The sequence below is a fragment of the Ramlibacter algicola genome (assembly GCF_016641735.1).
Classification (GTDB): domain Bacteria; phylum Pseudomonadota; class Gammaproteobacteria; order Burkholderiales; family Burkholderiaceae_C; genus Ramlibacter; species Ramlibacter algicola.
The window spans coordinates 2281119-2295761 of sequence record NZ_JAEDAO010000001.1; the positions used below are offsets into that span (position 1 = coordinate 2281119).

General features: G+C 68.1%; 15 protein-coding genes and 1 tRNA gene. 12 read left to right on the forward strand and 4 right to left on the reverse strand.

All coding sequences use genetic code 11. From position 1 onward, the window contains the following. Nucleotides 1–162: 162 nt before the first annotated feature. Nucleotides 163–1362 (reverse strand): amino acid aminotransferase, encoded by a 1200-nt coding sequence (locus tag I8E28_RS11135; RefSeq protein ID WP_200788131.1) that lies wholly within the window; start codon nt 1360–1362, stop codon nt 163–165. Between the two features lie 115 nt (nt 1363–1477). On the opposite strand from I8E28_RS11135, the gene uvrB reads away from it, so the two are divergent. The 8 genes from uvrB to fdx all read left to right on the forward strand — a co-directional run bounded on the left by uvrB (nt 1478) and on the right by fdx (nt 9095). After that, complete coding sequence (gene uvrB, locus I8E28_RS11140; protein WP_239027220.1) at nt 1478–3577, forward strand: excinuclease ABC subunit UvrB; 2100 nt, start codon at nt 1478–1480, stop codon at nt 3575–3577. Nucleotides 3578–3824: 247 nt separating this feature from the next. After that, entirely contained in the window at nt 3825–4361 is a 537-nt protein-coding gene (iscR, locus tag I8E28_RS11145; RefSeq protein ID WP_200788132.1) for a Fe-S cluster assembly transcriptional regulator IscR, read from the forward strand. A gap of 22 nt (nt 4362–4383) precedes the next feature. Further along, nucleotides 4384–5610, forward strand: a complete 1227-nt coding sequence (locus tag I8E28_RS11150; protein ID WP_200788133.1) for an IscS subfamily cysteine desulfurase — start codon at nt 4384–4386, stop codon at nt 5608–5610. A gap of 23 nt (nt 5611–5633) precedes the next feature. Then, nucleotides 5634–6020: a Fe-S cluster assembly scaffold IscU gene (gene iscU / locus I8E28_RS11155; RefSeq protein WP_200788134.1), complete on the forward strand. Its 387-nt coding sequence runs from the start codon at nt 5634–5636 to the stop codon at nt 6018–6020. 5 nt (nt 6021–6025) lie between these two features. Beyond that, complete coding sequence (iscA, locus tag I8E28_RS11160; protein ID WP_200790373.1) at nt 6026–6349, forward strand: iron-sulfur cluster assembly protein IscA; 324 nt, start codon at nt 6026–6028, stop codon at nt 6347–6349. Nucleotides 6350–6380: 31 nt separating this feature from the next. After that, entirely contained in the window at nt 6381–6899 is a 519-nt protein-coding gene (gene hscB / locus I8E28_RS11165) for a Fe-S protein assembly co-chaperone HscB (protein ID WP_200788135.1), read from the forward strand. 4 nt (nt 6900–6903) lie between these two features. Continuing rightward, nucleotides 6904–8760, forward strand: coding sequence for a Fe-S protein assembly chaperone HscA (gene hscA, locus I8E28_RS11170; protein ID WP_200788136.1), 1857 nt, complete (start codon nt 6904–6906; stop codon nt 8758–8760). Then, entirely contained in the window at nt 8757–9095 is a 339-nt protein-coding gene (gene fdx, locus I8E28_RS11175; protein ID WP_200788137.1) for an ISC system 2Fe-2S type ferredoxin, read from the forward strand. The genes hscA and fdx overlap by 4 nt, the downstream gene beginning before the upstream one ends. A 69-nt stretch (nt 9096–9164) precedes the next feature. On the opposite strand, the gene I8E28_RS11180 is transcribed toward fdx, so the two are convergent. After that, the gene (locus I8E28_RS11180) at nt 9165–9920 is read right to left on the reverse strand and encodes an SDR family NAD(P)-dependent oxidoreductase (protein WP_200788138.1); all 756 of its coding nucleotides are present in this window, start codon (nt 9918–9920) and stop codon (nt 9165–9167) included. 44 nt (nt 9921–9964) lie between these two features. On the opposite strand from I8E28_RS11180, the gene dnaQ reads away from it, so the two are divergent. Together dnaQ and I8E28_RS11190 are read left to right on the forward strand one after the other, a co-directional pair. Then, entirely contained in the window at nt 9965–10693 is a 729-nt protein-coding gene (gene dnaQ, locus I8E28_RS11185) for a DNA polymerase III subunit epsilon (protein ID WP_200788139.1), read from the forward strand. A 41-nt stretch (nt 10694–10734) separates the two neighbouring features. Next, a tRNA-Val gene (locus I8E28_RS11190) sits at nt 10735–10809 on the forward strand. Between the two features lie 129 nt (nt 10810–10938). Here I8E28_RS11190 and I8E28_RS11195 read toward each other — a convergent pair. Further along, nucleotides 10939–12087, reverse strand: a complete 1149-nt coding sequence (locus I8E28_RS11195; protein WP_200788140.1) for a PAS domain-containing sensor histidine kinase — start codon at nt 12085–12087, stop codon at nt 10939–10941. Between the two features lie 204 nt (nt 12088–12291). Continuing rightward, nucleotides 12292–12462, reverse strand: a complete 171-nt coding sequence (locus tag I8E28_RS11200) for a hypothetical protein (RefSeq protein WP_200788141.1) — start codon at nt 12460–12462, stop codon at nt 12292–12294. A 285-nt stretch (nt 12463–12747) separates the two neighbouring features. Here I8E28_RS11200 and I8E28_RS20695 point away from each other — a divergent pair, with 285 nt between their 5' ends. Further along, the gene (locus I8E28_RS20695; protein WP_200788142.1) at nt 12748–13698 is read left to right on the forward strand and encodes a FecR domain-containing protein; all 951 of its coding nucleotides are present in this window, start codon (nt 12748–12750) and stop codon (nt 13696–13698) included. A gap of 58 nt (nt 13699–13756) precedes the next feature. After that, complete coding sequence (locus tag I8E28_RS11210; RefSeq protein WP_200788143.1) at nt 13757–14638, forward strand: c-type heme family protein; 882 nt, start codon at nt 13757–13759, stop codon at nt 14636–14638. Nucleotides 14639–14643: the final 5 nt, after the last annotated feature.

The following is a 14643-nucleotide window of genomic DNA, read 5'->3' on the forward strand; positions in this document are numbered from 1 at the left end:
AGGGGCTGCTCATCCACGCGCCGGGCGCCAGCCGCCGGTGCGCAGGCTTCGATGATCGCGTTGCCGCGCCGCCGCAACTGCAGGAGGTTCCAGCGTCCTGCTGTGGGACGCCCATGCAAAAAGGCCGCCCGTGGGCGGCCTTTTTGGACGGCTGGGAGAAGCTCAGCCCAGCACGGTGGCGATGGAGCGGCAGACGTGGTCGATGTTGCGGCTGTTGAGTGCCGCCACGCACATGCGGCCGCTGTCGGTGCCGTACACGCCGAACTCGGTGCGCAGGCGGACCATCTGGTCCTTGCTGAGGCCCGAGTAGCTGAACATGCCGACCTGCTGGGCGATGAAGGACATGTCTTCCTTCACGCCGGCCGACTTCAGCTTCTCGACCAGTGCGACCCGCATCTCCTTGATGCGCACGCGCATGCCGGCCAGTTCCTTCTCCCACAGCTGGCGCAGCTCGGGCGTGGACAGCACGGTGGCCACCACCATCGCGCCGTGAATCGGCGGGTTGCTGTAGTTGGTGCGGATGACGATCTTCAGCTGGCTCAGCACGCGGTCGGCTTCCTCCTTGGAGACGCAGACCACGGACAGTGCGCCGACGCGCTCGCCGTACAGGCTGAAGCTCTTGGAGAACGAGGTGGAGACGAAGAAGTCCTGGCCGGAGGCGACGAACTTGCCGATGACGGCGCCGTCTTCGGCGATGCCCTGGCCGAAGCCCTGGTAGGCCATGTCGACGAAGGGCACGAGGCCGCGCGCCTTGGTGGCCGCGATGACCTGGTCCCACTGGTCGGCGGTGAGGTCGTAGCCGGTCGGGTTGTGGCAGCAGGCATGCAGCACGACGATCGTGCCGGGCGCGGCCACGTTCAGCGCGGTCAGCATGCCGTCGAAGTCGATCCCGCGACGCGACGCGACGTAGTACGGATAGGACTCGACGGTGAAGCCGGCGTTGGTGAACAGCGCGCGGTGGTTCTCCCAGCTCGGGTCGCTGATGAGCACCTTGGCGCCCGGGTTCAGGCGGCGCAGGAAGTCCGCGCCGAGCTTGAGGCCGCCGGTGCCGCCGAGGGCCTGCACGGTCGCGACGCGACCGGCCTTGACGACGGCGCTGTCGGCCCCAAATACGAGGCCCTTGACCGCAGCGTCGTACGCGGCGATGCCGTCGATGGGAAGGTAGCCGCGCGCCTTGGGTGCTTCCATCATCTGGCGCTCGGCGCGCTGCACGCACTCCAGCAAGGGGAGCTTGCCCGCATCGTCGTAGTACACGCCGACGCCGAGATTGACCTTGTCCGGGTTGGTGTCGGCGTTGAACGCCTCGGCCAGGCCCAGGATCGGGTCGCGGGGAGCCATCTCGACGGCTTGGAACAAAGACATGCGGGGAATCCTCTGGAAGTGGGCGGGCGCGGCCCACGCGCCGTGCCGGTGATGCGGTACGCTGTCCGGCTGCCTGCGATTTTAGTTCGCCGCCTCCTGCCAACCCCCGAGAAACATGCCCGCCGCCACCGAAGTCCAAGCCGAGCAGAAAAACGGCGAGTTCATCAGCTTTCCTGATTCCCCCTTCGAGCTGTTCCAGCCGTACCCGCCCGCCGGCGACCAGCCGCAGGCGATCGACAAGCTGGTGGAAGGCGTGCGTGACGGCGAGGTGTTCCAGACGCTGCTGGGCGTGACGGGATCCGGCAAGACCTTCACGATGGCCAACGTCATCGCGCGCCTGGGGCGGCCCGCGATCGTGTTCGCGCCGAACAAGACGCTGGCCGCGCAGCTGTACTCCGAATTCCGCGAGTTCTTCCCGAAGAACGCGGTGGAGTACTTCGTCAGCTACTACGACTACTACCAGCCCGAGGCCTACGTCCCGCAGCGCGACCTGTTCATCGAGAAGGACAGCTCGATCAACGAGCACATCGAGCAGATGCGGCTGTCGGCGACCAAGAGCGTGCTGGAGCGCCGTGACACGGTGATCGTCGCCACGGTGAGCGCCATCTACGGCATCGGCGCCCCCGAGGACTACACCAAGATGCGGTTCATCTGCCGCGTCGGCGACAAGATCGGCCAGCGCGATGCGATCGCGCAGTTGATCCGCATGCAGTACACGCGCAACGAGCACGACTTCGCGCGTGGCACGTTCCGCGTGCGCGGCGACACCATCGACGTGTTCCCGGCGGAACACAGCGAGCTGGCGGTGCGGCTGGAGCTGTTCGACGAGGAGATCGAGACGATCCAGCTGTTCGACCCGCTCACCGGGCGCATCCGGCAGAAGGTGCCGCGCTTCACGATCTATCCCTCGAGCCACTACGTCACGCCGCGCGACAAGGTGCTGTCGGCGGTCGACTCGATCAAGCTGGAACTGTCCCAGCGGCTGAAGGAACTGGTTGGCGCGGGCAAGCTGGTGGAGGCGCAGCGGCTGGAGCAGCGCACGCGCTTCGACCTGGAGATGCTCAGCGAAGTGGGCCACTGCAAGGGCATCGAGAACTACACGCGGCACCTGTCCGGGTCGCCCCCGGGCGCGCCGCCTTCGACGCTGACGGACTACCTGCCGAAGGACGCGTTGATGTTCCTGGACGAGAGCCACCAGATGATCGGCCAGCTGAACGCGATGTACGCCGGCGACCGCCAGCGCAAGACGACGCTGGTGGAGTACGGCTTCCGGCTGCCGTCGGCGCTGGACAACCGGCCGCTGAAGTTCGAGGAGTTCGAGACGCGCATGCGCCAGGTCGTGTTCGTGTCGGCGACGCCGGCTGCGTACGAGCAGGAACACACGGGCAACGTGGTCGAGCAACTGGTGCGGCCCACGGGCCTGGTCGACCCGGAAGTCGAGGTGCGGCCGGCGACGCACCAGGTCGACGACGTGCTGCAGGAGATCCGCATCCGCACCGAGAAGAACGAGCGGGTGCTGATCACGACGCTGACCAAGCGCATGGCCGAGCAGCTGACCGACTACCTGGCCGACAACGGCGTCAAGGTGCGCTACATGCACAGCGACATCGACACCGTCGAGCGGGTCGAGATCCTGCGCGACCTGCGGCTGGGCGCCTTCGACGTGCTGGTGGGCATCAACCTGCTTCGCGAAGGCCTGGACATCCCCGAGGTGTCCCTGGTCGCGATCCTGGACGCGGACAAGGAAGGCTTCCTGCGCGCCGAGCGCTCGCTCATCCAGACCATCGGCCGCGCCGCGCGCAACCTGCACGGCCGCGCCATCCTGTACGCCGACCGCATCACCGATTCGATGCGCAAGGCCATCGACGAGACGGAGCGCCGCCGCGAGAAGCAGATCGCCTTCAACCTGGCCAACGGCATCACGCCGCGCAGCATCAAGAAGGAAGTGCGCGACCTGATCGACGGGGTCTACAGCGAGAAGGCGAGCAAGGAGCAGGAGAAGCAGGAACTGCAGCGCGCCATGGTCGAGGACATGTCCGAGAAGGACGTGGCCAAGGAGATCAAGCGGCTGGAGAAGCTCATGCTCGAGCATGCGCGCAACCTCGAGTTCGAGAAGGCCGCCCGGGTCCGGGACCAGCTGGCGCTGCTCAAGCAGCAGGCATTCGGCGCGGCCGCGCACGACAACGTCGTGCCCATCCAGGCCGGCCGCAAGTAGGGCGGCGCGCCCACCTGTCCGGCTGCCCGGCCGGGGAACTCCCACCGCGACCGTCCGGTCTACTTACCCGAGCGGAATGGCGGGTCTTCGGGTATACTTGACAGGAACGCTCAGGAAAACAAAACGACCGGTCCAGTGGCCGGCACACACCGGCGGGGAGCGCCGAAAACCATGGGTGGGAGACGATCGCGGCGGCTGGGGCCGGCGCGGCGCAATGGGTGACGGACTAGAGCACAAGGAGCTTGCGATGCGTCTCACGACCAAAGGCCGCTTTGCGGTCACCGCGATGATCGACCTGGCACTGCGCCAGAACAATGGCCCGGTGACCCTGGCCGCGATCAGCCAGCGGCAGCAGATTTCCCTCTCCTACCTCGAGCAGCTGTTCGGCAAGCTGCGCCGGCACGAGCTGGTCGAGTCGACCCGCGGCCCCGGCGGCGGCTACACGCTCGGCCGCAAGGCGTCGGAGATCACCGTCGCCGACATCATCGTCTCGGTGGACGAGCCGATCGATGCCACCCAGTGTGCCGGCAAGGAGAACTGCAACGACGGCGGCCGCTGCATGACGCACGAGCTGTGGTCGCAGCTGAACCAGCGCATGGTCGAGTTCCTGGACTCGGTGTCGCTGCAGAAGCTGGTCGACGAGCAGCTGGCCAAGGGCGTGCAGGTCGAGGACAAGCCGGCCGTCAAGCGGGCGATCTCCAGCTCGCCGGTGGTCAAGCCGATCCGCGTCAACGCGCCCAACTCCGTCTTCGCGCTGGGCAGCATGTCCCCCGCGAAATCCTGAAGCCACGAACGGCGACGCCGAGATGACCACGACTCCGCACTTCCCGATCTACATGGATTACGGCGCGACGACGCCGGTCGACCCGCGCGTGGTCGACGCCATGATCCCCTGGCTGCGCGAGCACTTCGGCAACCCGGCATCGCGCAGCCATGCGTGGGGCTGGGAAGCGGAAGCCGCCGTCGAGAAGGCGCGCGAGCAGGTCGCCGCGCTGATCGGCGCCGACGCGCGCGAGATCGTGTGGACCTCCGGGGCGACCGAGTCCAACAACCTCGCGCTCAAGGGCGCCGCGCACTTCTACAAGGGCAAGGGCAAGCACCTCATCACGGTGAAGACCGAGCACAAGGCCGTGCTCGACACCATGCGTGAGCTGGAGCGGCAGGGCTTCGAGGTCACCTACCTCGACGTGCAGGAAGACGGGCTGCTGGACCTGGAGAAGTTCAAGGCCGCGCTGCGCCCGGACACGATCCTGGTCAGCGTCATGTTCGTGAACAACGAGATCGGCGTGATCCAGGACATCCCGGCCATCGGCGCGATGTGCCGCGAGCGCGGGATCATCTTCCACGTCGACGCCGCGCAGGCGACGGGCAAGATCGAGATCGACCTGGCCAAGCTGCCGGTCGACCTCATGAGCCTGGCGTCGCACAAGACGTACGGCCCCAAGGGCATCGGCGCACTCTACGTGCGCCGCAAGCCGCGGGTGCGCCTGGAAGCGCAGATGCACGGCGGCGGGCACGAGCGCGGCATGCGCTCGGGCACGCTGCCCACGCACCAGATCGTCGGCATGGGCGAGGCCTTCCGCATCGCCCGCGAGGAGATGGCGCAGGACAACGAGAAGGCGCGCGCGCTGCAGAAGCGGCTGCTGGACGGCCTGGCCGACGTGGAGCAGGTGTTCATCAACGGCACGATGGCGCCCGGCCGCCGCGTGGCGCAGAACCTGAACATCAGCTTCAACTACGTCGAGGGCGAGTCGCTGATCATGGGCATCAAGGGCCTTGCGGTGTCGTCCGGTTCGGCCTGCACGTCGGCGTCGCTGGAGCCCAGCTACGTGCTGCGCGCGCTGGGCCGCAGCGACGAGCTGGCGCACAGCAGCCTGCGCATGACGATCGGCCGCTTCACGACGGCCGAGGAGATCGACTACGCGGTCGACACCATCCGCAAGAACGTCGCCAAGCTGCGCGAGCTCAGCCCGCTCTGGGAGATGTACCAGGACGGCATCGACATCAGCGCGATCCAGTGGACCGCGCATTGACCCGAGCACTTTGAGGTACTGACATGGCTTATTCCGAAAAGGTCGTCGACCACTACGAGAACCCGCGCAACGTGGGCTCTTTCGACAAGGGCGACTCGTCCGTCGGCACCGGCATGGTGGGCGCGCCCGCCTGCGGCGACGTGATGAAGCTGCAGATCAAGGTGAACCCGCAGACCGGCGTCATCGAGGACGCGCGGTTCAAGACCTACGGCTGCGGCTCCGCCATCGCGTCGAGCTCGCTCGTGACCGAGTGGGTCAAGGGCAAGACGCTGGACGAGGCGGCGGCGCTGAAGAACAGCCAGATCGCCGAGGAACTGGCGCTGCCGCCGGTGAAGATCCACTGCTCGATCCTGGCCGAGGACGCGATCAAGGCCGCGATCGAGGATTACAAGAAGAAGCGCACGCATTGACCTCGATGGCAGTCACGTTGACGGAAGCGGCGGCCCGCCACGTCCAGCGCTACCTGGGCAAGCGCGGCAAGGGCATCGGCGTGCGGCTGGGCGTGAAGACGACCGGCTGCTCGGGCTTGGCGTACAAGCTCGAGTACGTGGACGAGGCCGCGCCCGAGGACCTCGTGTTCGAGGACCATGGGGTGAAGGTGCTTGTCGATCCCAAGAGCCTGGCCTACATCGACGGCACGCAGCTGGACTTCGTGCGCGAGGGCCTGAACGAGGGCTTCCGCTTCAACAATCCGAACGAACGCGACCGCTGCGGCTGCGGCGAATCGTTCCGCATCTGACCCCGGCCGGCCCGCGCGGCCGTTGCGTTCCATGAACCTGCAGGACAACGACTTCGTGCTGTTCGGCGTGCCGGAACGGTTCGCGCAGGACGGCGCGGTGCTCGACGCCCGCTGGAAGGAACTGCAGCGTGAAGCCCATCCCGACCGGTTCGCGGCACAGGGCGCCGCCGCCCAGCGCGTGGCGATGCAGTGGTCCGTCCGTATCAACGAGGCCTACAAGCGCCTGAAGAACCCGCTGAAGCGCGCGGCGTACCTGTGCGAGCTTCGCGGGACGCCGATCGACGCCGAGCGCAACACCGCGATGCCGCCGCAGTTCCTCATCGAGCAGATGGAATGGCGCGAGGCGCTGGAAGAAGCGTCGTCCGAAGCCGATGTCAACGCCGTGGACGCGCAGCTGCGCGCGGCGCGCGCACGCACGCTGGCGGACATCGAGCACCTGCTCGACACCGAAGGCGATGCAAGGGCGGCGGCCGAACAGGTTCGCGCCCTGATGTTCCTCGACCGCTTTGCCCACGACGTCGAAGCGCGTTTCGAGCAACTGGGACAATGACGGCATGGCGCTGCTGCAGATTTCCGAACCGGGCCAGGCCCCCGATCCGCACCAGCGGCGCATCGCGGTCGGCATCGACCTGGGCACCACGCATTCGCTCGTCGCGGCGGTGCGCAACGGCGTGGCCGAGTGCTTGCCCGACACCGAGGGCCGCGTGCTGCTGCCTTCGGTCGTGCGCTACACCGAAGGCAACGGCCGCCAGATCGGCTACGACGCGCAAGGCGCGCAGTCCGACGATCCCGAGAACACGATTGCTTCGGTGAAGCGCTTCATGGGCCGCGGCCTGGCGGACATCGGCAACCGCGCGAAGCTGCCTTACAGCTTCGCCGACAAGCCGGGCATGGTCGCCCTGCACACGCGCGCCGGCGAGAAATCGCCGGTGGAAGTCAGCGCCGAGATCCTCGCGACGCTGCGCTACCGCGCCGAAGACACGTTCAACGACGACCTGTACGGCGCCGTCATCACCGTACCCGCGTACTTCGACGACGCGCAGCGGCAGGCCACCAAGGACGCTGCGCAGCTAGCGGGCCTGAAGGTGCTGCGCCTGATCAACGAGCCGACCGCCGCGGCCATCGCCTACGGCCTGGACAACGCCAGCGAAGGCATCTACGCCGTGTACGACCTGGGCGGCGGCACCTTCGACATCTCGATCCTGCGATTGTCGCGCGGCGTCTTCGAGGTGATCTCCACCGGTGGCGACTCCGCGCTGGGTGGCGACGATTACGACCGTGCGCTCGCCGACCTGCTGCTGCAACGCGCGGGCATCGATGCCGTGTCGCCGTCCGACAAGGCGGCCGTGAAGGTCGCGGCGCGCGCGCTGAAGGAACGGCTTTCCGACGAGGACAGCGCTCGCATCGACTTCACGCTGGGCAGCCAGGCCGTGCACGTCGACGTGACGCGCGCCGACTTCGAGCAGGCGACCGCGGCCTTGACGCAGAAGACGATGGCCGCCGTGCGCAAGGCGCTGCGCGACGCGAAGCTCGCCCGCGAGGACGTGCAGGGCGTGGTGCTGGTGGGCGGCTCCACGCGCATGCCGCAGGTGCGCGCCGCAGTCGCCGAGTTCTTCGGCCGCGAGCCGCTGACCAACCTGAATCCCGACGAAGTTGTCGCACTGGGTGCGGCCATCCAGGCCAACGCGTTGGCCGGCAACGACACCGCGGGCGACCTGCTGCTGCTGGACGTGATCCCGCTGTCGCTGGGCATCGAGACCATGGGCGGCCTGGTCGAGCGCATCGTGCATCGCAACGAGACGATCCCGACCGCCAAGGCGCAGGACTTCACGACCTACAAGGACGGCCAGACCGCGATGGCGATCCACGTCGTGCAGGGCGAGCGCGACCTGGTGCAGGACTGCCGCAGCCTCGCGCGCTTCGAACTCCGGGGCATCCCGCCGATGGCCGCCGGCGCCGCGCGCATCCGCGTCACCTTCACCGTCGACGCCGACGGGCTGCTGAACGTCAGCGCGAAGGAGCAGGGCAGCGGCGTCGAGGCCCGCATCGACGTCAAGCCCTCGTATGGCCTGGCCGACGACGAGATCGCGCGCATGCTGCAGGAGAGCTTTTCCACCGCGCAGCAGGACATGCAGGCGCGTGCGCTTGCCGAGGCGCGGCTGGACGCGGATCGCATGCTGCTGGCGACGCAGTCCGCGCTGGATGCCGATGGCGCGCTGCTGGAAGCAGCTGAGCGCGCGACGATCGATTCGCTCATGTCCGCTTTGCGCGAGAGCGCGCAAAGCGACGACGCTGCGGTGATCGAGACGGCGACCGAAGCGCTGGCCAAGGGCACCGAGGCCTTTGCCGCCCGCCGCATGAACCAGAGCATCCGGCAGGCGCTGGCCGGCCGCAGCGTGGAGACCCTGTGACCGTCATTCGCATCCTGCCGCACCCCGAGTACGCGCCCAACGGCGCGGAGGTGCAGGCGCCCCCCGGCACGTCGATCTGCGAGGCGCTGCTCGACAACGGCATCAAGATCGAGCACGCCTGCGACATGAGCTGCGCATGCACCACCTGCCACGTGATCGTGCGCGAGGGCTACGAGTCGCTCAACGAAGCGGACGAGAACGAGGAAGACCTGCTGGACCGCGCCTGGGGCCTGGAGCCGCAGTCGCGCCTGTCCTGCCAGGCGATCCTGGCGCAGAAGGACGTGGTGGTCGAGATTCCGAAGTACTCGATCAACCACGCGAAAGAGAACCACTGACGTCGCTGGTGCGGCAACGCGCCCGCTCGAGAAAGCGATGGATTCCCGCCTCCGCGGGAATGACGGCTCTCAAGCGATCGCGTAACCCCCATCCACCGGGATCGCCGTCCCCGTCACGAAGTCGCTGGCCTTGCTCGCGAGGAACACCGCGATGCCCGCCAGATCCTCCGGCTTCCCCCACCGAGCCACCGGCACCCGCGCCAAAACGCGCTCGTTGAGGCCCGGCACCTGCTCGCGCGCACCGACGGTCATCTCGGTGTCGATCCATCCCGGCAGCACCGCGTTGGCCTGGATGTTCTCCTTGGCCCACGCCAGCGCGATCGACCTGGTGTACTGCACGATGCCGCCCTTGCTGGCGCAGTACGGCCCCGCATAGGGCGCGCCGAAGATCGACAGGATCGAGCCGATGTTGATGATCTTGCCGCCGCCGGCCGCCTTCAGCAGCGGGTAGGCCGCGCGGCAGCACAGGAAGGCGCTGGTGAGGTTGGTGTCCATCACCGTCGTCCACTCGGCCAGGGTCATGTCCTGCGGCTGGCGGCGGATGCTGGTGCCGGCGTTGTTCACCAGGATGTCGAGCCGGCCATGCTGGTCGCGGAGCTGCGCGAACAGCGCCTGCACCTGCGCTTCGTCAGCCACGTCCGCGGCGATCTCGCTCGCGGCCAGGCCTTCGCCTTGCAGCGCGCGCAGGGCCGCCGCCGATTTTTCACGATTGCGTCCCGAGACCACCACGTGCGCGCCGGCCTGCGCGAGCCCGCGCGCCATGCCCAGGCCGATGCCGCCGTTGCCGCCCGTGACCAATGCCACCTTTCCCGCCAGATCGAACATGCGTGCCTCCGTGGAACGAGTTGCTGCCGAGCATAATCCCGCGCATGCGCCAGATCGTCCTCGACACCGAAACCACGGGCCTGTCGGCCGAAGCCGGGGACCGCATCATCGAGATCGGCTGCGTCGAACTGCTCGCGCGCAAGCTCACGGGCCACAACAAGCACTGGTACCTCAATCCGGAGCGGGACAGCCACGAGGACGCGCTGAAGGTCCACGGCATCAGCAACGAGTTCCTGCGCGACAAGCCCAAGTTCGCGGCGGTCGTCGACGAACTGCTGGAGTACCTGCGCGGCGCCGAGGTGATCATCCACAACGCGGCGTTCGACGTCGGCTTCCTGGACAAGGAACTCGAACTGCTCGGGCGCCCCAAGCTCTCCACGGTCGTCGGCAGCGTGACCGACACGCTGGCCATGGCCAAGGAGCTGTACCCGGGCAAGCGCAACAGCCTCGACGCGCTGTGCGACCGCCTGGGCGTCGACAACTCCGGCCGCACGCTGCACGGCGCGCTGCTCGACGCGGAACTGCTGGCCGACGTCTACATCAACATGACGCGCGGCCAGGAGGCGCTGCTGATCGACGCCGCGCCGCAGGACGCCGTCGGCGCCATCCACACCCGCGTCGACCTGCGCCAGTTCACGCTGCCCGTGCTGCTCGCCAGCGACCAGGAGTCCGCGGCGCACGAGGAAGTGCTCGCGCAGTTGGACAAGGAGAGCAAGGGCAGGACGCTCTGGCGCATCCAGACGCGCGAAAGCGGCTCGGCCCCTGTGGCATAATCTCGTGCTTTCCCGCACCGCGCTTGGCGGTGCAGCGGAAGGGGTGATTAGCTCAGCGGTAGAGCACTGCCTTCACACGGCAGGGGTCGCAGGTTCAAACCCTGCATCACCCACCAATCAAAAACAACGACTTGCGGCACCTTCGGGTGCCGTTTTCGTTGGCGGTATGGAAATCGGACCCGGTCCACGTCCTTGGTCGACGAGGTCGAGTGGGTGGATGCTGATCCCTGTGCTGCGGTCGCTGCTCAAACGGAACTGCTTTCGTTTCCCGTTCCCGTTCCCGTTCCCGTCGCCGGACCCGTGCGAGGGAGCCGCAACGCGAACTCGGACCCTCTTCCATGTCCGCCGCTGCGCACCTGGACCACGCCGCCATGGAGTTCAGCGATCTGGTTCACGATGGCCAAGCCGACGCCCAGTCCGCCAGGGACAAGGTCGGCGGCACGCGGCTCCTGCGTGAACAGGTCGAAGATGCGGGGCAGTACGTCTGTTGCGATGCCGATGCCGGTGTCCTGCACGCGGATCACGAGGTCATCCGCCTCGTGGGTCGCCTTGACCCAGACCCGCCCGTCGGGTGGGGTGTACTTGACGGCGTTCGTCAGCAGGTTGGCCACGGCCTGCCGCAAACGGTCGGCGTCGGCCAGCACGGGAAGCGGCTGGTCGGGCAGCACTGCCTCGAGTCGAACGCCCTTGGATCGGGCCGCTGCCATCTGGCCGCCGACTTCGTTGTCGATGAGAACCCGGACATCGAATTGCGTCAGCCGAAGTTCCAGTTTGCGGTGCTGCAACCGCGAAACGTCCATCAAGTCGCCGATCAGCCGCTCCAGCACGGCGACCTGGTTGTTGATGGTCTGCGCCGCCTTGTCTGCCCTCGCGTCGCTGCTCGTCTTGCTGACGATGTACGCGGCATTCTTGATCGGGGCGAGCGGGTTCCGCAGTTCGTGGCCCAGTGTGTCCAGGAAGCGGTGCGTCCTCGCCATCGCCTGCTCGACGGAATCCAGCTGGTTGGCGCGGTTCTCCGCGTTCATCCGTTGATCGGTCCGGTCCCTCATGATCTTGATGTAGCCGCGAAGGGCCGTCCCTTCCCAGAGTGCCGTCACGGTGCCCGACACCCAGATTCTTGTGCCATCCTGCCGCAGGTGCCACCGGTCGTCATGTGCGTAGCTGTTGGCGCGGGCGACGGCGAGTTCATGGACGTCCAGCCCCTTGGCAACGTCCTCGGGCACGAACAGCATCGAGATGTGCTTCCCGACGGCCATGCCGGGCGCGTAGCCGAAGATGTCCTCGGCTCCGCAGAGCCAGTCCACGATCACGCCGGCGGGGTCCAACAGCACGACCGCGTAGTCCCGCAGTCGGGGCAATGCCAGCTCGAGCAGTTCACGCGACTCGGGTCTCATGGGACGATTCTGGGCGGGCTGGCAGGCCGGTCATGTCCGGGGCACGGCCAGCGCAGGTAGGACGACGTTGACACGCGGGAGTCGCGCTGCTCCCAGGTCGGCACGGTCGAGCTTGGCTTCTCCACCGCGACTTCTCAAGCAAAGCATCTGCGCCGGTGGCCGGCCGCGAGTTCGCCGCGGGGTCCGGTGCCTGTGAGAAAGCATTCAACGCGCGGTCGTGGCGGCAGGCGCGGAGGCGGCGGCACGTGCGTGCGCGACCTTGCTGCTCGCTTCTTCGCGCGGATGCCCGATCAGCGCGACGGATTGCAGGATCGCCAGCGTCAGGATGGCGGAGGCGCAGGCGGCGGCGAGGCGTTCGGTCAGGGGCGTGGTCATGGCAGCTCCTCGGGTGGTCGACGAGCCTGCGACATGCGGCTGGTCGGACCCTGGGTTGCAGCCCACGCGCGAACCGTTCAAGGAAATGCTGGCTCAGCCGGCCCGCGCTCGACACCGTGCGCTCGCGTTGCGCGAACGCTTGCGCGCGCACGACCGCGTTGATGCCTGCATCTGCTGACCTTGACAGGCTTGCGCCCCGGCAGACAAATAGGTGAACGCATGGGGTACGCCGATGCCTGGCGTTGATGTCCAGGCCGGTTCGCCCGCCGCGAGCGGAGGTCCGTCGTGCCGCACGCCACGAGTTCGCTGGGGTCCGTCCTGCTGTGGGTCGCGGGCCTGCTCGCGTCGTCGCTGGCATGCGCGCAACCAGCCACCGTGGTCGGCATCCTCGAAGGCAGCGCCACGCTGATTCGCCAGACCACGCGCTACGCGCTCGCCGAGGGCATGGCACTGCACGAGCAGGACATCGTCGAGACGGCGCCCGGCGCGTTCGCGCAGCTGGAACTGCCCGGCGGCGTCCTTGTGGGCCTCGGCGAATCGACGCGGCTGATGCTGCGGCCGCGGCTCGCGAAGGGAAAGGGCGCGACCCCGCTCTACCTGCTCCAGGGTTGGGTGAAGGCCAGCAGCACTGGCGGGTTCGGCTACGCCAGTCCCGCCTTCGAGATCGCGACGCAGGCGGGCACCAGCGTCGTGCGCCTCGCAGGCGCGCAGTACGAGGTGTTCCTCGAGAGCGGCGGCGGGAAGCTGACAGCGCGCGACGGTCCGCCGGCGGTGCTGCAACTGGCCGGCGGCGACTTCGTGCAGCGCCGCGAGGGCGCCACGCCGGCGGTGGCGCGGCGTGCCACGCCCGAGTTCCTGGCCCGCGTGCCGCGCCAGTTCCGCGATCGCCTGCCCGCTCGCGGCGAGCAGCTGGCGCGGCGGAACGTCGTGGCCAAGCCGCTCGGCGAGATCGCCTACAACGACGTCGCGCCGTGGTTGCGCACCGAACCGGCGATGCGCCTGCAACTGCTGCCGCTGTGGCGCGCGCGGGCCGCCGACCTGGCCTTCCGCGCCGGCGCCAAGGCCGACCTCGCGCAGCACCCGGAATGGGAACCGTACGCGGACCCGGAAGGCTATGCGCGCCGGCTGGCGGAAGAGGCCGAGCGCCGTCGGGCGCGCGAGGCGGCGCGGCAGGCCGCCCGGGCCGCCGCGGCCGCCAGCGCAGCCGCCGCCAACGCGGCGGGCAAGCAACCATGAACCATGCGGCCGCCTGCCGCAACGCAGTGACTCGGACAGCCAAGCTGGGAGAACCGTCGTGCGCCTCTTGCTCAAGTTCAACCTGATCTTCCTGGTCGTCTTCGTCGCGGGCCTGCTGGGCGCCGCCAAGGTGTCGCATGACCTGCTGCAGAGGAACGCCAAGCAGGAAGTGCTGGACCACGCCCGCCTGACGATGGAGAAGGCGTCGGCGATCCGCAGCTACACCAACGACCAGATCCGGCCGTTGCTGGAGACGCAGATGAAGTACACGTTCCTGCCGCAGACGGTGCCCGCCTACTCGGCCACCGAGGTGCTGGCCACGCTGTCGAAGACCTTTCCCGACTACACCTACAAGGAAGCGACCCTGAACCCGACCAACCCGCGCGACCGCGCGGTGGACTGGGAGGCCGACATCGTCAACCGGTTCCGCACCCAGGCCGACCAGAAGGAGTTCGTCGGCGAGCGCGAGTCCGGCACCGGCCGCGCGCTGTACATCGCGCGCCCCCTGCGCATCACCAATGGCGCCTGCCTCACGTGCCACAGCACCGTGGAAGCGGCGCCGCGCACGCTGATCGACAAGTACGGGTCGGCCGGCGGCTTCGGCTGGCAGATGAACGAGGTGATCGGCGCGCAGGTCGTCTCGGTGCCGATGTCGGTGCCGCTGGCGCGCGCCGACGAGGCCTTCAAGGTGTTCATGGCGTCGCTGGTCGGGATCTTCGTGGCCGTCGCCGCGGCGCTGAACGTGATGCTGTACCTGCTGGTGGTCCGCCCGGTGACCAAGCTGTCCACGCTGGCCAACCGCGTCAGCCTGGGCGAGCTCGATGCGCCGCCGTTCCCCGCCTCCAGCCGCGACGAGATCGGCACGCTCTCGCGTTCGCTCACGCGCATGCGCAACAGCCTCGACCAGGCCATGAAGATGCTGGAGCCCGAGGCTGCATGACGCGC